This window comes from Flavobacterium sp. HJSW_4 (assembly GCF_042436695.1).
Classification (GTDB): Bacteria; Bacteroidota; Bacteroidia; order Flavobacteriales; family Flavobacteriaceae; genus Flavobacterium.
The window spans coordinates 1-18,586 of record NZ_JBHNPP010000009.1; the positions used below are offsets into that span (position 1 = coordinate 1).

Genomic DNA, 18,586 nt, shown 5'->3' on the forward strand with positions numbered 1-18,586 from the left:
ATAAATGGAACGACTTTAACAGGGAATGCTCAGACAATAACAGTTTCAAACGGAACGGTAGATATCTCGGCTTCAGGAGTGATTACTTTCACGCCTTCGGCTAATTTTAATTCAACAACCCCAATCAGCATTCCTTATGTAATAAGCGATGGGCATGTTGGAAGTACAGCAACAGCTAATATCAAAATCACAGTTACGGCAGTAAACGATGCTCCGGTTGCAAACGACGACCCTTACACGGTTGCAGAAGACAACACAGTTACTTTAACTCCGTTAAGCAATGACACGGATGTTGAGGACGATGCGCTTTCCATCGTTTCAATCAATGGAACAGCTCTGACAGGAAATGCCCAGACAATAGCAGTTTCAAACGGAACTGTAGATATCTCAGCTTTGGGAGTTATTACTTTCACGCCTTCGGCTGACTTTAACTCGACAACCCCAATCAGCATTCCTTATATTATTACTGACGGGAATTTAACGGCAACAGCCAATATCAAAATCACGGTTACGGCAGTGAATGATGCTCCAGTTGCAAACGACGACCCTTACACGGTTGCAGAAGACAACACGGTTACTTTAACTCCGCTAAGCAATGACACGGATGTTGAAGGCGATGCGCTTTCCATCGTTTCAATCAATGGAACAGCTCTAACAGGAAATGCCCAGACAATAGCAGTTTCAAACGGAACTGTAGATATCTCGGCTTTGGGAGTTATTACTTTCACGCCTTCGGCTGACTTTAACTCGACAACCCCAATCAGCATTCCTTATATTATTACTGACGGGAATTTAACGGCAACAGCTAATATCAAAATCACAGTTACGGCAGTAAACGATGCTCCGGTTGCCAATGACGATCCTTACACGGTTGCAGAAGACAGCACGGTTACTTTAACTCCGTTAAGCAATGACACGGATGTTGAAGGCGATGCGCTTTCCATCGTTTCTATCAATGGAACAGCTTTAACAGGAAATGCCCAGACAATAGCAGTTTCAAACGGAACTGTAGATATCTCGGCTTTGGGAGTTATTACTTTCACGCCTTCGGCTGATTTTAACTCGACAACCCCAATCAGCATTCCTTATATTATTACTGATGGGAATTTGACTGCAACAGCCAATATCAAAATCACGGTTACGGCAGTGAATGATGCTCCGGTTGCCAATGACGATCCTTACACGGTTGCAGAAGACAATACGGTTACTTTAACTCCGCTAAGCAATGACACTGATGTTGAAGGCGATGCGCTTTCTATCGTTTCAATAAATGGAACAGCTTTAACAGGAAATGCCCAGACAATAGCAGTTTCAAACGGAACTGTGGATATCTCGGCTTCGGGAACGATTACTTTCACGCCTTCGGCTGACTTTAACTCGACAACTCCAATCAGCATCCCTTATATTATTACTGACGGGAATTTAACGGTAACAGCCAATATCAAAATCACGGTTACGGCAGTAAACGATGCTCCGGTTGCAAACGACGATCCTTACACGGTTGCAGAAGACAACACGGTTACTCTAACTCCGTTAAGCAATGATACGGATGTTGAAGGCGATGCGCTTTCCATCGTTTCAATCAATGGAACAGCTCTAACAGGAAATGCCCAGACAATAGCAGTTTCAAACGGAACTGTGGATATCTCGGCTTTGGGAGTTATTACTTTCACGCCTTCGGCTGACTTTAACTCGACAACCCCAATCAGCATTCCTTATATTATTACTGATGGAAATTTGACTGCAACAGCCAATATCAAAATTACGGTTACGGCAGTGAACGATGCTCCGGTTGCCAACGACGACCCTTACACGGTTGCAGAAGACAACACGGTTACTTTAACTCCGCTAAGCAATGACACGGATGTTGAAGGCGATGCGCTTTCCATCGTTTCAATCAATGGAACAGCTCTAACAGGAAATGCCCAGACAATAGCAGTTTCAAACGGAACGGTAGATATCTCGGCTTCGGGAACGATTACTTTCACGCCTTCGGCTGACTTCAACTCGACAACCCCAATCAGCATTCCTTATATTATTACTGACGGGAATTTAACGGCAACAGCCAATATCAAAATCACGGTTACGGCAGTAAATGATGCTCCGGTTGCCAATGACGATACAAACGGAAGTATTCCATCAACAGCAAATGCAACATTAATCAATGCGCTAACAGCAACAGATATTGATGGAACAATTGTAAATTATACTGTTGTAACACTTCCTGCACATGGTACTTTAGCTTTAAGCGGAACAGCAGTAACAGTAAATCAAATTTTGACTCCTTTAGAAGTTGCAATGCTGACTTATGATCCGAGTGGTTCATTTACTGGAAATGACACATTTACTTTTATCGCAACTGACGATTTAGGAGCAGATTCTGCACCAGCGACAATTACAATTATTGTTGGAAACAATGCGCCAACAGCAATCGATGATGTAAATAATGGAATTCCATCAAATGCGGGTGCCACAGCAATTAATGCTTTAACAGCAACAGACACAGACGGAACAATTGTAAATTATATTGTAGAAACGTTACCTTCTTATGGTGTTTTAGCACTTTCTGGTGTTCCAGTAACTGCTAATCAAATTTTGACACCAGCAGAAGCGGCAATGCTGACTTATGATCCAAGCGGAACATTTTCAGGAAACGATTCATTCACTTTTACAGCAACAGATAATAATGGAGCTGTCGATGCTACACCAGGAACAATAACAATTCCAGTTATTAAGAGAGATCTTGTCGCAATTAAAGACGAAATTGGTTCTGTTGTAGGGATCAATGAAGTGGTTAAAGTTATCAATGTTTTAGATAATGATACTTTAGATCGTAACCCACTGATAATTTCAGATATTAATTTGAATGTACTGACTCCAGATCCTAATAATGTATTAACATTAAAACCAGACGGAACAATTGAATTAATTCCAAATGCTCCGGCAGGAACTTATACTTTAACGTATGAAATCTGCGAAAAAGCCAATTCAAGAAACTGTACTTCTGCGACTGTTTCAGTTACAGTAGTAGCACCGACAATGACTATTAAAGCAGAAAGTTATTGTTCGAATAATGCAGCTTACGTTTCTTATAGCGTAACTCCAGACAACTTTACACCAACGGGGTCATTAACAATTAATTGGATTGACAGCGCAAATAACGTAGTGGCAACACAAACGAACATGTCTTTAAGCGGAAATGTATTATGGCCGGGAACAGTTGTGGATGGAAATAATCGTCCGACAGACTGGCCGGGATGGGTATTAGTGAATGGACAATGGATGGAAGGTGCTGACGGATTTGAATTGACCAGACCAGCAGTAACAATGCAGTTTACTTTAAATCCGACTCAATCGGTAATTGTAAACTATCCAGCAGCAACGGCTGGTTGTAACGCAAAACCTCAATTCGGAATCGAAGCTGGAAATGACAATGATATTGCAAGAGCAGACGGAATCAATGGTTCATTAGAATTGATCAATGTTTTAGACAATGATAAACTAAATGGACTACCAGTTAATCCGGAAGATGTTATTTTAACAGGAAACAATTTCCCTGCTGGAATTACCTTAAATGCTGACGGAACGATTGATGTTGCTCCTGGAACGCAAGGTGGAAATCATACTTTGACTTACCAAATCTGTGAAAAAGCAAACAGCAATAACTGCAGCACAGCAACGATTCAGATTTTTGTTGAAGTGCCTTCGATTGCATTAATCATGAAAGTTTCTTCTGATGACAATAATGGAAATGGAGCAATAGAAGCTGGAGAGACTTTAACGTACACTTTTACAGTTACGAATAATGGAAATGTACCGCTTAAAAACATATCTATTTCTGATCTTTTACCAGGAGTTATCCTAAAAGGAGGGCCAATTAATTTAGCAGTGGGAACTAGTGACGGTACAACATTTACCGCTACTTACACTTTAACACAAGCAGATATTAATTCAGGAATGGTAAGTAATCAATCTACTGTTTCGGCGATTACGCAAAGTGGTATTGCAGTGACAGACAAATCAGATGCTGAGAATACGGGCGGTGATAAACCAACTGTAATCGAATTCAACGGTTGTGATATTAAAATCTTTAATGCAGTTTCTCTAAATGGAGATAATATGAATGAGAGATTTTACATCCGCGGTATCGAATGTTATCCAAACAATACAGTTCAGATATTTAACAGATGGGGAGTTCTTGTTTTCGAAAGAGATCATTACAACAACAATGATGTAGTGTTCAAAGGATATTCAGAAGGAAGAACAACCGTAAAGGAATCAAACGGATTGCCGGAAGGAACATATTATTACATTTTGAGATATAAAGACAATCAGTCTAAGCCTCGACAAGAAGCTGGATATTTATACTTGACTAAATAATTTTCCTATACTAATAATAATGGCTTAGCAATAGGTTAAGCCATTATTTTAAATCTATAATAAATGAAAAAATTAGCATTAGTTTTATTGTTTTGTTCTGCAGCAAGTTTTGCCCAGCAGGATGCGCAGTTTACGCAATATATGTACAATACCATTAACATAAACCCAGCTTATGCCGGTTCAAGAGGCGTAATGAGTGTTTTCGGATTGTATCGTACGCAATGGGTAGGGCTGGACGGAGCACCCGAAACAAGTACATTGTCATTAAATACTCCTTTAAATAACAAAAACATCGGATTGGGGCTTTCATTAGTAAATGATAAAATCGGGCCTACAACAGAAAATAATATTTCGGCAGATTTCTCCTATTCTATTCAAACATCAGCAGATGCTAAATTGTCTTTTGGTATCAAAGGATCGGCAAATATCTTCAGCCTTGATCCTAATAAACTGAGACCAGAACATCAAGGAGATCCTCAGTTTTCAGACTTTAGAAACAAATTTACACCAAACGTTGGAGCGGGTGTTTATTGGCATTCAGACAAAGGTTATGTTGGTCTATCTGTACCCAACTTTATCCAAACAAGCCGTTACGATGATAATGATACAGCCATTTTTAAAGAGCTGATTAATTATTATCTAATTGCGGGTTATGTATTTAATTTAGATCGTTACGAAATGATCCAATTTAAACCAGCTGTTTTGGCAAAAATGGTAGATGGTTCGCCGCTTCAATTAGATGTTTCTGCCAATTTTCTATTTAATGAAAAATTCACGGCTGGAGTTTCTTACAGATGGAGCGCTGCTTTAAGTGCTATGGCTGGATTTCAGATCAATAAAAGCATGTACATAGGTTATGCTTACGATCGTGAAACCACCAAATTGAACAATTACAATTCAGGCTCGCACGAGATTTTCCTTCGTTTTGAGTTCATGAATAATTTCAACCGAATAACATCACCAAGATTCTTCTAATTATGAATTTTAAAAAAATACTATATACGATTTTTTTGTCTTTCTTCTTTTTTAGCGGAATAGCACAAAAAGCCCTTTTAGACAAAGCTGAAAAAGAATACAATAATTACGCTTACGCGGATGCAATTGAGATTTACGAAAAGCTTGCAGCAAAAGGTTACGAAGAACAAAAAATGTTTCAGCGACTTGGAAATGCCTATTACTTTAATGCAGAATTGGTAAAAGCGGCCAGCTGGTATCAAAAACTTTTTGCATTGAATGCACAGCAGGAACCAGAATATTATTATAGATATGCGCAATCGCTTAAAACATTGGGCGACTATAAAAAAGCAGATCAAATGCTGACTGAATTCAATAAAAAAGCAAGTACAGACACCAGAGGTATTTTGTTTGAAAACAATAAAAACTATCTGGATCAGATTAAGCTGAATTCTGGAAGATTTGAAATTTCGGCGTCGAATGTCAATTCTGAAAATTCAGATTTTGGAAGCGCATTTTTAGGCAGTAATTTAGTTTTTAGTTCAGCTAGACAAATTGGAAAAAAAGAAGGCAAAACCTTTAAATGGACCAATAAAAACTTTACGAATTTGTATGTTGCCGAACTTAAGTCAGATGGAAATGCTAAAACGGTGATGCTTTTAAACAAAGAAATCAATTCTAAATTTAATGAGTCAACTCCTGTTTTTACCAAAGACGGAAAAACAATGTATTTTACCCGTAACAACTTTTTAGACGGAAAAAGAGGGAAAGACGAAAAAAACATTACGCTTTTAAAATTGTATAAAGCAGAACTTGTAGAAGGAAAATGGTCGAACATTAAAGAACTTCCATTTAACAGTGATGCTTACAGCACAGCGCATCCAGCTTTGAGTGTAGACGAAAAGAAATTGTATTTTTCTTCGGATATGCCGGGAACACTAGGACAGTCTGATTTGTTCAGCGTTACTATTAATGGTGATGGAAGTTTTGGGAAACCAGAAAATCTAGGACGCAGCATTAATACCGAAGGAAGAGAAACTTTTCCGTTTATTTCTGGAGATAACGAGTTGTATTTTGCAACTGATGGACGCCCAGGATTAGGAGGATTAGATATTTTCGTTTCTAAAATTTTAAATGACGGCACTTTTGATCAAGTGCAAAATATCGGTGAACCCGTAAATACAAAGTTTGATGATTTCGCTTTTATCATAGACAACAATAATCGTAAAGGTTATTTTTCTTCTAATAAAAAAGGCGGTTCAGGAAACGATGATATTTACAAATTTACAGAAACCAAAAAGTTAGTTTGTGAAAGAACACTTACCGGAACTATTTTAGACAGTAAAGCCAATGAAGCTATAGAAGGTGCCAAAGTAACGCTGCTCGACGAAAATAAACAACCTTTAGGAGAAGTAGTAACAACAGCCGACGGAACTTATAGTTTTAAAGTAAACTGCAGTAAAAACTATTTTATTAAAGTAGAAAGAAAACAATATCCATCAAAAGAAAATCAGGTTGCAATTGCTTACGGTTTGGAGAATAAATTGGACTTTGTTTTAGAAAAAGAAAAAATCGCTGTTATTGCAGCACTTCCAATTTCAGAAGTTAAAAAAATCAAAATCGGAACTGATTTAGGAAAATTGCTTAATATTTCGATGATTTATTTCGATTTAGGAAAATGGAATATTACCGATGCCGCTGCAGTAGAATTGCAGAAAATTCTGGAAGCTATGCAGGAATATCCAAAAATGAGAATAGATATCCGTTCGCATACGGATAGTAGATCATCAGCAAAATCAAATTTGGTTTTATCTGATAAAAGAGCCAAATCGATTATGTCATGGCTGATCGAAAAAGGCATTGCTGCCGATAGACTAAAAGGAAAAGGTTACGGCGAAAGCAAATTGCTTAACAGATGTAAAGACGGCGTAAAATGTTCTGAAGAAGAACACCTAAAAAACAGAAGAAGCGAGTTTTTGATTATCTCGATGTAATAAATTAAAGTTTGGAACAGAGGTCATAATAGCTTCATCCAGATTAAAATCCCCCAAAAGCCTTCAGGATCAATTTTTGATTTTTGGAGGTTTTTGTTTTTTTGACTAGAGCGAGAACGTTCTGTTTTTTTGTATTTATTGTTATTCAGTTTTGTTTTTTAATTCCATGTCTATTCTGTGCATTCCCAAGGCATAATAATTCTCGGTTTCTTTTTTTGTTACAAATCCATATTTTTCAAAGAAACCTGCGGAATGCTGGGTTGTATCAATGATTACGGAAGAATTTTTATACAATCGTTTGATTTCCTCCAATCGATATGATAAAAGTTTTTCTCCAAATCCTTTTTTGTGAAAGTCATTGTGAATGAGTCCCCATGCCAATGTAAAAACTTCATTATTTTGATCCTTCGCATAACCTCCACAGCCAATTACTTTTTGATTATAACTAAGTACATAAAACGGTATGTCATCGATTCCTTTCTCAATTCTCTCCAGAAAATCTGCGAAGTCAAAAACCTCCTGATCTGAAAAGAATTTAGGAACATTCGTTTTAAACGCATCCATACATTCGTTTTTATCGGTATCTCTATATGCTCTGATTGTGATTTCCATTTTTAATTATTATTGATATTTTTTCAAAAGTAAAAGAGCTGAATATTTATGGTAAACAAAAATATAATTAAAACAGCATTTTATTCTTACTTTTTTGCAGTACTTTAAGGGATTTGATGATAATTATTTGGTAAAAATAATGTTTTATTGATATTAAATTTATATTTGCGTATATAAAGAACAGCCAAAAATTAGCTCAGAACAAGAAAATATCAAAATTGATGAAGCGTACTACAAAGAACTCTTTTATTCTTTGTATCCACGCCTTGTGAGCTACAGTTTAAATTTTGTAAAAGATAATTTTCTTGCCGAAGAAGTTGTAGAAAACGTCATGCTGCAGCTTTGGGAAAATCGAGTAAAATTTGAAAAAATAGTCGACGTTAAATCGTATCTCTATACAATGGTTCGAAACGGTTCTCTTTTAATCTTAAAAAAAGAACAGAAAATTGTTGAGCTTGATCATAAACTTTCGGATGAAACCGCAGAATTCGATTTTAATATTTTAGAAGAAGAATTGTATTCAACTTTAATTGAAGCTTTAAATTCATTACCAGAAAAATGTAAAGAAGTTTTTGAACTTTCTTGTTTAGAAGGAATGAAGTACAAAGATATCGCTGAACAGCTCAATATTTCTATCAATACAGTGAAGTCACAACGCGCCCGCGCCATCGAATTACTGAAGGAAAAACTTAAAAATCACTCCGAACTTTTATTTATTTTGCTTTTTCTTTAAAAAAAACAAAAATCTTTCCACCCTTTTTTGATATTCTGCACTCTTAGTTATATAACATTTACTTAAAGTGTTAATAACCGATACTTAATATCAAAAATATGGCTTCAGGAAAGAAAGAATTTATAATCGCTGATCTTATAAGAAAGGAATTGCTTGTAGGGGACTTATCGATCGAAGAAAATGCTTTTTTGCAGGATTGGCTTTCTGTACCCGAAAATCATGAATATTATCAAAAAGTTATTGATTTAGAAACTTTAAAGTCAAAAGAGAGATTTTATAAATCGATTGATGTTGATTCGGCATTCGAACGAATTAAAGAAAAACTAGATTTTAATGACGCGCCTGTAATTTCACTTTTTAATTACAAAAAGGTATTGAAATATGCGGCGGTTTTAGTTCTTTTAGCAGGAATCACTTCTGTTTTCTTTTACCTCAATAAAGAAGAAACAGTAAAAAAACAAGTGGTTGTGGTGAAAAGTATTGTGCCTAAATACAATAATCCGACTTTGGTTTTGGCAGATGGAACCGTAGTTTCTTTAGAACCTAAAAAAGAAAAAATCGTTTCTAAAAATGGTGTAATATCAAATGTAAACCATGTATTGGTTTATGATGCAAAAGCAATGAAAGGTACAACTGGAGGTGAAAATACATTGATTGTTCCTATTGGTGGAATCTACGCTGTTAATCTTTCAGACGGTACAAAAGTATGGCTTAATTCAAAATCTACTTTGAAATATCCTGTGGAATTTAGCGGAAAAACTCGTAATGTGTCTCTCGAAGGTGAGGCCTATTTTGAAGTTGCTAAAAACCAGCAAAGCCCTTTTACGGTTAAAACCAAATCTGGAAACGTAACCGTTTTAGGAACTCATTTTAATGTGAGCGCTTACGCGGAAGACCAAAATTTTGAAACCACTCTTGCTGAAGGAAAAGTAAAAGTTTCGCAAGAAGACGAATCTGTTCTTTTAAAACCAGGACAGCAGGCTCGTTCTAAAAATGCGGGATTAAAAGTAGTAGAAGTTGATGCATCAGTTTATACGGCTTGGAAAGATGGCAAGTTTTATTTCGAAAATGAAAATTTAAAAAACATCTTAATTAAAATGGCAAGATGGTACAACTTTAATGTCAAGTTCGAGCAAAAATCATTAGAGCAGATCAAATTTACCGGAATTGTTTTAAAGGATGAACCTATAGATCATTTCTTGGATATCATTAGCAAAACATCGAATGTGAAATATAAAATAACCAAAGTAAACCAAACGTATGAAGTAACCGTAAGTAAGTAAAAAAGAAAACCGGAAAATATTGGCGTATTTCCCGGCAAGTATTTGTTCAAGTCGAAAAAAGAGTTCGAAGTCTATTAACCAACCAAAACATTTTAAAAGTATGAAAAAAAACCTATCCGCAAAAGATTGTGGGGTAAAATCCGCGCTTTGGGATAAATTTCTTGATCTCATGAAGAAATCCCTAATATTAACGATATTTCTTTTCAATATAGTGGCTTTTGCTTATTCGCAAAAAGTGAGCATAAACGCCAGAAACCAGTCAGTATCATCTGTATTGAAAACAATTACGAGAAAAACCAATGTTGAGTTTTTCTACAGTGATGATGTTTTTGATGCACAAAGAATGGTAAATATATCGGCCAACAATACCGATATTATGGTAGTTCTTAAAGAATTATTGGGAGATAATTATAAAGCAGAATTTGTAAATAATAAACTGATTGTTATTGCTTTAAATACAAAGGCAAAAATTGGAACAGCATCAGTTTTAGAAGAAAAAGTAAAAATAAAAGGTGTTGTCACCAATGCTAAAAAGGAATTTTTAATTGGTGCAACAGTTTGGGTGAAGGGTACAAAAGACGGCGCGATCACCAATTTTGACGGTTCTTACGAAATCATGGCCAAAAAAGGAGATATTCTTGTTTTTGAATATTTAGGATACAAAAAAACAGAAGTTACCGTTAATGACAGTTTGATTATTAATCCAATTTTATTGGAAGATGTAAGTAAGCTTGATGAAGTAAAAGTAGTTTCTACAGGTTATCAAAAAATTGATAGAGAACGTTCTACGGGATCTTTCGCTGTTATAACTGCTAAAGAATTGGAGAAAATTCCAACTTCTAACGTGATAAATAGATTAGAGGGGCAGGTTGCTGGTCTTCAGATTGATTTGATGGAATCTGATAATACATTTGTATATGGTACAGTGTTAGGAAGTGCAGCAGCTGCAACAAGCTATAATTTTGCGATTAGAGGTAAATCTACTTATAGTTCTAATGATATGCCTTTGATTGTTTTGGATGGTACGCCAACTGAATTGGATATCAGAACAATAAATCCGAATGATATTGAAAAGATTACATTCTTAAAAGATGCCGCAGCAGCTTCTATTTATGGAGCAAGAGCAGCAAACGGAGTAATGGTAATTGATACTAAAAAAGGAAAATCAGGAGCACCAAGCATTAATTTTTCACAGAGCTATGGTTTTTCAAATAAACCGACATTGTCTAGACTTCCATTAATGAATTCTTCTCAGGTTTTAAATCTAGAACAAGAATTGGTTGATAAAAGAATGATTATTGATCCGGCTGGTGTTACAAGCTATCTTCCGGCTCCAATTAGTCAAGGAATGGAATTAATGTTCCAAGAAAAAAGAGGACAAATTACAGCATCTGAAAAAGAAGCTGCATTGAATGTTTTGAGAGGCCGTAATACTTATGATCAGTTAGAAAAATACATGCTTCAGGCGTCGACAACGCAAAACTATGATTTGTCTATTAGCGGAGGCGGACAAAATGACTATTCTTATTTAGTTTCTGGATCTTATTCTAAAGAAGAAACTCAAGCGGCTGGAACAGACGGACAACGTTTGACTTTCTTAGCCAATCAGGATTTTAAATTATTCAATTACATCAAATTGAATACAAGTCTAAGAGGTTCTATTTTTAAATTCAACCAAAACGGATTAGGACTAGGGCCATTAGCTAGATCTAGATCTACGTTATTGCCTTATGACCAAATTGTAGACGATAGCGGAAACTCTGTTGGATATTATCAGCATTTTTACAGCGGAGTAACTATTCCGTTGGAGCAAAGAGGTTATCTGCCTTGGAAATATAACTATATAGATGAGCTTAATAATTTGGACAAAACTATTGATGAGCAAAATTATGGTGCTACTATTTCGGCTACTATTCCTTTATTAAAAGGATTAGATGCTGTAGGAAATTATACGATAGAACGTTCTTATTTGTCTAATCCAAATATGTATAATGAAGACACCTATTTTACAAGAGATATTATTAATACAGCCACTTCTGTAGACAGTTTTGGCGAATTATCATATGGTGTTCCAAGAGGTGGAATTTATCAAGGAAGTAAGTATGATAAAAATAGTTATACGGTTAGAGGTCAGTTAAATTATGACGGTATCATTGGCGAAGATCATTTGATTAACGCAATGGGAGGTATTGAAGCAAGACAGGTTAAAGAAAACATTGATGGTGGTACCTTGTATGGATACAATTCTAAGACGCAAACCTCAATTGATATTCCTGCGCAAAATTATCCAGATGTAAGTGGTTATATTGGTTATGCCAGTTATAATAATGTTCTTAAAGAAAGCCGAAGAAGATTTTTGTCTTACTATGCAAATGCTGGTTATACCTTCAAAAATACGTATACTTTAACGGGTAGTGCGCGTTTAGACGATTATAATAATTTTGGTGTAGATAAAAAATTAAGAAGAACTCCGCTTTGGTCTACGGGTGCAAAATGGATCATTAAAAATGAATCTTTCTTAAAAGATGTAAATCTTGTAAACAGTCTTGCGCTTAGAGCAAGCTACGGTTTTAATGGAAACATCAATATGGAGACTTTTCCATTTACCAATATTACTTTAAACGATTCAGATTATTATTCTCAACAACCTTATGCTGGTATTACTTCTCCAGCAAATCCAAATTTACGTTGGGAAAAAACTGGAATTTTGAACTTTGGAATTGACTATGCTATTTTAAATAATAGATTGAGTGGTACAATTGAATATTATACGAAAGACAGTAAGGATTTAATTGTTGAATTCCCTGTGTCTCCTTTTTACGGATTGGTTAATGATAACCTTGTTCGAAATGCAGCAAATTTAAAAGGAAAAGGACTAGATTTTAGTTTAACTGGAACCATTGTAAAAGCTAAAGATTTTTCATGGAATTCAACTTTAATTGTTTCTTATAATAAAACGGAAGTTACCGATTCTCGTTTTACAAGTTATAGCAATTACTTAAACGGTACGGGATCAACACCACCAATTGCAGGTTATCCATTAAATAGTGTTTTTGCATTTAGATCTGCAGGATTAGACGCTACAGGTATGACTCAGGTTTACGACAAGTCAGGAAATATTGTAAATTCTTTTACTTCGCTAAAAGACATTGATGATATGAAATATATGGGAACTAATATTCCTGCTTATTACGGTAGTTTTAGCCATACTTTCAATTATAAGAAGCTTTCATTATTCATTTTGGCAACTTACAAATTAGACTATGTTATGTTTAAACCAACCTTTACGGGTTATGTAAGCCGTGGGACTTTTGGATCTTATGACTTAAATGCAGATATCGATAAGAGATGGAGAAATCCAGGAGATGAAGCAACAACAAATGTTCCTGGAGTTCAAGGTATGGGAGGTTACAGCTATAGCAGATATGTTTTTAGCGACAGCCAAGTTATTGACGGAGATCATATTCGTTTTAGAGAACTTTCATTAAAATATGATTTATCAGATTTAATAAAAAGCAGAGTGGTAAGAAGTGCGGGAGTTACTTTTTCTGCAAGAAATCTAGGTTTCTTTTGGAGAAAAAACAAAGAAGGTATAGATCCAGATTTTCCTCCAGTTACAGGAGCAAACATCAAAACTCCTCCAGTAGCATTGTATTCAATTGGTTTTAATGTTAATTTTTAATTTTTGATGATGAAAAAATATTTAAAATATATCGCCATTACTGCCATAAGTGCATTTGTGGCTAGCTGTGATAATTATGTAGATATTCAGACAGAAGGGAAATTGGTTCCAGAAGAAACTTTAAATTATAGATATCTTCTGAATAACACAAGAATGTTTGACTATACATATGATCTTATAGATGCCGCGTCAGATGATGCTAATTTTACAAACGATACGCAGATAACATCATTAGAATCATCGACTTATTATCGTCCTTTTTTTAATACGTATAAATGGTCAGATCAAATTTATTATGATGGTGAAAAAGATTTCGATATGGAATCTTTGTACGACGGATTGTACTATACAAATGTTATCATTACTGAAGTAATGAAAAGTAAAAAAGGTACTGAAGCAGAAAAATTAGCGATAAAAGGAGAAGCTCAAGTTCACCGCGCTTTTATTTACTTAATGTTGGTAAATACTTATGGAAAAGCATACGATGCTTCTACATCAAATACAGATTTGGGAGTTCCGATTTTTACAACTCCGACAGTTTCTCAAGATATCAGAAGAGCATCGGTTCAAGAAGTTTATAATTTAATTCTTGCAGATTTAAATGATGCTGTAAATTCAGGTTTAAAACCTGTAAATTCAGGATTGAATGTTGCGTTTCCTTCACAAGCATCGGCTTATGCGCTTTTGGCTAGAACGTATTTGTTAATGGGGAATTATCCAGAAGCAAGAGGAAATGCTGAAAAGGCATTGGCATTGCAAAACAAGCTGGTTAATCTGGCTGATTATGAATTTAGTACGTATCCAACAAAGAGGTTTGATTCAGAAATTATTTTATCAAAAGGGAGTTATAATAAACTTCAATATTCGCCAAAAGTTTTACAGTTAAGTGATGAATTGCTTAATTCTTTTGATTCAAATGATTTGCGTTATGTTATGTTCACACAGCCAGCTTCAAATTTTGATTCATCATTTACTTTAGGAAGAGTTTATGCAAAAGAAAGCCTAACAGATGAAGGAAGAAATGCGGGGCCAAGTGTACCGGAAATGATGCTGATTAAAGCAGAAGGAGAAGCAAGAGCGGGATCTGCAAGTGCTGCAATGGCAACAATTAATAAGTTAAGAGAAAGCCGTTTTAGAACTGGAGAATATGTAGCTCTTACTGCAACAGATAATAACGATGCTTTAGTAAAAGTGTTGGCAGAAAGAAGAAGAGAATTGATGGGAACAGCAGGTTTTAGATGGTTTGATTTAAAAAGGCTAAACAAAGATCCTCGATTTGCAAAAACTATAACGCATAATCTTTTAGGTCAGACTTTAACGCTTGCTCCAAACGCAGACCGTTATCAGATGCCATTTGCACCAATTTACTTTGATTATGCTCCACATTTAGAACAAAATAAATAATTAAGTAACTCATAAAAGTGCACTCCTTTTTTGAGTGCACTTCATTTCAAAAAACAAACAAAAAATGAAAAATTTAAAACTGATACTATTTCTTTTTGGTATCACAAGTCCATTACTGGCTCAAACTAGCGGAGAAAAATTCTTTTTAACGCCAGAACATCCAAACGCGGGCGAAGAAATTACAATTACTTACAATGCGACAGATACTCCATTAGAAAATGCAAAACACGTTGAAGGAGTTGTTTATACTTACGATAATTTTAGATGGTTGGCAGACGATATTACTTTAAAATCGACTGGAGATAAAAAATGGCAGACTAAAATGAAGCTTTCTGATAAAGCAGCTTTCATTACTTGCGTTTTTAAATCAGATACAATTAAAGACAATGGTGGAAAAATGACCTATTCTTGGATTCTGGATAAAAATGATGGTTCTTATGTAGCTTGGGGATTTTTAAGAAGTCCTGATTTACAGGATCAGGTTCCGAATATTGTTCATGATAGTGCTTATATCAAAAAAGAAGTTTCTTTATTCTGGATCAATAATGAGTTAAAATACCATCCAAATGCACGTACGCATGTATTTTATGAAGGTTCAAAATTGAAACAATTAGAAACTGGTCAACCACAGCCAAAGCTAATTATGAGAGAAGTTCGTTTTGTTTTAACAGAAAAGAGCTTAGACAATCCAACACAATATAACATTCAGAAAACGATTGGTTTGTTGGAACCTGAACATAAAGTTTTTGCAGATTCTGTTCAGAATGTTTTATTGAAAAGATATCCAAATGGAGTTTGGGCTCGCGACATTGAAATTAAAAAAATATTTAACGAAGGAGATTTCAATAAGAAAGTGGCTATGTATACTGCTTTTGAAAAAAACTTCCCGCAAAGCAATTTCCTAGATGTCAATACAGATACAGAAAGTTTGTTTTATGATAAAATGTTTAAAGGAATTGCTTACAACTATATCGTAAAAAACAAAGATTATAGCTACTCAATCAATAGTGTAAAAAAAGTTTCTTACAATATTTTAGTTGATTATGCTTGGCATTTAATTTCAATTCCTTTTGATAGAGATCAAGAAGGAACTGAAAAAACATCATTAGAAACTTTAAAGAAATATGCAGATGCAATTATTCGTGAAATGGAAAGCAGAGAAGCATTTGTACCCAAAGAATATGTTGGAAAATTATCTTTAAAAGAATGGCAGGCTCAAGCATTGCAAAATGCAGCAAGAGAATATTTTACTTATGCTAAACTTTTAGAAATCTTCAAAAGTTATGATTTATCTAAAAAATACTTAGACAAAATCAAACCAATAATGAAATTTGAAGACGCACAATACAATGAAGTGTATTCTAGAATGTTGTTAAGAGAAGGGAAAACAGCTGAAGCAAAAGCTTATTTGGTTGCTGCTACAAAAGCAAATAAAATTACACCAGAATCTATTGCAACTTTTAAAGATTTGTTTGTAAAAGAAGGTAAGAAAGAAGCTGAGTTTGATGCTTATTATCATTCTTTAAAAGCAGATAATAATGAAGAACACAAAAAGAAATTGATTGCAGAATTAATCAATCTTCCAATCGATGGATTTGAGATGGAAAGCAGCCGTGGTGGAAAAGTAAAATTAGCTGACCAAAAAGGTAAAATTGTGGTTCTTGATTTCTGGGCAATGTGGTGCGGACCTTGTAAAAATGCAATGCCAGGAATGAATATGGCAGTGAATAAATACAAAGAAGATCCGAATGTGAAATTCTATTTTGTTGATACAATGGAATACATCAAAGATTTTAAAGCGCAGACTCAGGCTTTCATTAAAGAAAAAGGATTTGATTTTACAATTTTGTATGATAGTAAAAATCCGAAAACAGGAAAATTTGATGCCGTTTACGACAAGTATTCAAAAGCGTTTCATTTCTCTGGAATTCCGGAGAAAATGATTATCGACCAAAACGGAAATTTAAGATGGATGTCGAATGGTTATTTTGGAAGCCCAAGCGAATTGCTTGACGAAATTTCGATCATCGTTGAATATTTAAAATCTGAGAAAAAATAATTTAGTTAAAAAAAAGGTTAAGTAATGAAAATTGTTCATTTTTTATTTCTCAGTATTTTAGGATTGTACTGTCAGACTGGTTTCGCGCAAACCATCTGGCAGGGACAATACCATTCTTCACGAATCATCGTGGCAGGCGATTTTGACAGTAAAAAAGATTCACTTTTACTGAGTATTCCAGAAATGTCCTATGACTCTATTAAAATAGGAATTAGAACAGAAAAGGATAGTGTTTTCTTTAAAAATGAAGTGTATAATTTTGTTTTTAAAGGAAAATACAACGCTGATAAAACTGCAATTTCTGGTATTTTCAATAATTATTCATTTCCAAATGTTTCAATGGTTTTGAAGAAACAAAATGCTGTTGAACCTTTGTTTTTCTCACAGCACCCTAAGAAACCATATCCGTATCAGGTTATTGATATGACGTTTTTAGGAAAAAACACAAAACTAACTTACGGAGGAACATTGACAATTCCGCAAGGAAAAAAGAAATATCCGTTAGCGATTTTAATCTCAGGAACGGGACAGCACGATCGCAATTATACCTACATGGGAAGAGAATTTTTTACTGTTTTAGCAGATTATTTGGCGCGAAACGGAATTGCTTCTTTACGTGTAGACGATAGAGGAATTGGTAAAACAACAGGCGATTTTCAAAATGCGACAACAGGCGATTTTGCTGATGATATTGATGCAGAAATTACTTATTTGAAAAGTGATAAAAATATTGATGCATCGCACATCGGCCTGATTGGCCATAGCGAAGGCGGAATGATTGCATCGATTGTAAGTTCAAGAAACAAAGATGTAAAATTCATGATCAGTTTATCAGGAGTTGGTGTAAGCGGATTAGAAATGCTGAATCTTCAAAATACAGCGATTCTGAAAAGCTATAATTTCTCAGACAAAGTTGTAGCAAAACAGATGGAAATGTACAACATCATGTTCGATCTTGTTTACAATACCAAAGACGGCGAATCGGCGCAGCCAGCAATGGAAGTAAAGCTGAAAGAGTGGATGCAAAAGCAGGATTCGACTACATTAAAAGAAATACATCTTTTGGACGGGCGCGACAAGGATTTCTTATACCGCTACGGAAAAGATGCTGATAGAAAATGGTATCGTTATAATATTCATTATAAACCAGAAAATTATCTGCCAAAAATTACCATTCCTGTAATGGTGGCAAATGGAGATAAAGATATTCAGGTTCCGGCAGAAGAAAATATCAATTCATTTAAGAAATATCTTGGCACAAAAGATCTTACGACAAAGATTTATCCAGGACTGAATCATATGTACCAGCATTGCAAAAACTGCACGCAGGGCGAAGTCAAAGAACTCGATGAGGTTTTTGCCGAAGAAGTATTGGCAGATGTTTCAAAATGGATTTTGACCCGTTATAAAAAATGATGACAACTACATCTTTGTCAAAGTTTTAAACTTTGACAAAGATTAAATCATCAAACTTTCAATTGTAGT

General features: G+C 35.0%; 10 protein-coding genes. 9 read left to right on the top strand and 1 reads right to left on the bottom strand.

Annotated elements, in window-relative coordinates; all coding sequences use genetic code 11:
• The 3 genes from ACE01P_RS10570 to ACE01P_RS10580 form a co-directional block, all read left to right on the top strand.
• A partial coding sequence (locus ACE01P_RS10570) for an Ig-like domain-containing protein (RefSeq protein ID WP_379697213.1) occupies positions 1-4,380 on the top strand: 4,380 nt, incomplete at its 5' end.
• 63 nt (positions 4,381-4,443) lie between these two features.
• Complete coding sequence (locus ACE01P_RS10575; protein ID WP_379697216.1) at positions 4,444-5,355, top strand: type IX secretion system membrane protein PorP/SprF; 912 nt, start codon at positions 4,444-4,446, stop codon at positions 5,353-5,355.
• Positions 5,356-5,357: 2 nt separating this feature from the next.
• Positions 5,358-7,328, top strand: coding sequence for an OmpA family protein (locus ACE01P_RS10580; protein ID WP_379697218.1), 1,971 nt, complete (start codon positions 5,358-5,360; stop codon positions 7,326-7,328).
• A 141-nt stretch (positions 7,329-7,469) separates the two neighbouring features.
• Here the strand turns inward: ACE01P_RS10580 and ACE01P_RS10585 are convergent, their stop codons facing one another.
• Positions 7,470-7,940: a GNAT family N-acetyltransferase gene (locus ACE01P_RS10585; protein WP_379697221.1), complete on the bottom strand. Its 471-nt coding sequence runs from the start codon at positions 7,938-7,940 to the stop codon at positions 7,470-7,472.
• A 217-nt stretch (positions 7,941-8,157) separates the two neighbouring features.
• Here ACE01P_RS10585 and ACE01P_RS10590 point away from each other — a divergent pair, with 217 nt between their 5' ends.
• The 6 genes from ACE01P_RS10590 to ACE01P_RS10615 all read left to right on the top strand — a co-directional run bounded on the left by ACE01P_RS10590 (position 8,158) and on the right by ACE01P_RS10615 (position 18,517).
• Positions 8,158-8,673, top strand: coding sequence for an RNA polymerase sigma factor (locus ACE01P_RS10590; RefSeq protein ID WP_379697586.1), 516 nt, complete (start codon positions 8,158-8,160; stop codon positions 8,671-8,673).
• Between the two features lie 98 nt (positions 8,674-8,771).
• Positions 8,772-9,956, top strand: a complete 1,185-nt coding sequence (locus tag ACE01P_RS10595; protein WP_379697224.1) for a FecR family protein — start codon at positions 8,772-8,774, stop codon at positions 9,954-9,956.
• A 100-nt stretch (positions 9,957-10,056) separates the two neighbouring features.
• Entirely contained in the window at positions 10,057-13,638 is a 3,582-nt protein-coding gene (locus tag ACE01P_RS10600) for a SusC/RagA family TonB-linked outer membrane protein (protein WP_379697227.1), read from the top strand.
• Between the two features lie 9 nt (positions 13,639-13,647).
• Complete coding sequence (locus ACE01P_RS10605; RefSeq protein ID WP_379697230.1) at positions 13,648-15,042, top strand: RagB/SusD family nutrient uptake outer membrane protein; 1,395 nt, start codon at positions 13,648-13,650, stop codon at positions 15,040-15,042.
• A gap of 64 nt (positions 15,043-15,106) precedes the next feature.
• Complete coding sequence (locus ACE01P_RS10610; protein WP_379697232.1) at positions 15,107-17,101, top strand: redoxin domain-containing protein; 1,995 nt, start codon at positions 15,107-15,109, stop codon at positions 17,099-17,101.
• 24 nt (positions 17,102-17,125) lie between these two features.
• On the top strand, positions 17,126-18,517 hold the full coding sequence (locus tag ACE01P_RS10615; protein ID WP_379697234.1) for an alpha/beta hydrolase family protein: 1,392 nt from the start codon (positions 17,126-17,128) through the stop codon (positions 18,515-18,517).
• The last annotated feature ends 69 nt before the right edge of the window (positions 18,518-18,586 follow it).

Excerpts from the sequence above, each read along its gene's own strand:
- ACE01P_RS10585 (WP_379697221.1), bottom strand. The coding sequence starts at position 7,940 with ATGGAAATCACAATCAGAGCATATAGAGATACCGATAAAAACGAATGT.
- ACE01P_RS10615 (WP_379697234.1), top strand. The coding sequence starts at position 17,126 with ATGAAAATTGTTCATTTTTTATTTCTCAGTATTTTAGGATTGTACTGT.
- ACE01P_RS10575 (WP_379697216.1), top strand. The coding sequence starts at position 4,444 with ATGAAAAAATTAGCATTAGTTTTATTGTTTTGTTCTGCAGCAAGTTTT.
- ACE01P_RS10600 (WP_379697227.1), top strand. The coding sequence starts at position 10,057 with ATGAAAAAAAACCTATCCGCAAAAGATTGTGGGGTAAAATCCGCGCTT.
- ACE01P_RS10605 (WP_379697230.1), top strand. The coding sequence starts at position 13,648 with ATGAAAAAATATTTAAAATATATCGCCATTACTGCCATAAGTGCATTT.
- ACE01P_RS10610 (WP_379697232.1), top strand. The coding sequence starts at position 15,107 with ATGAAAAATTTAAAACTGATACTATTTCTTTTTGGTATCACAAGTCCA.
- ACE01P_RS10595 (WP_379697224.1), top strand. The coding sequence starts at position 8,772 with ATGGCTTCAGGAAAGAAAGAATTTATAATCGCTGATCTTATAAGAAAG.
- ACE01P_RS10580 (WP_379697218.1), top strand. The coding sequence starts at position 5,358 with ATGAATTTTAAAAAAATACTATATACGATTTTTTTGTCTTTCTTCTTT.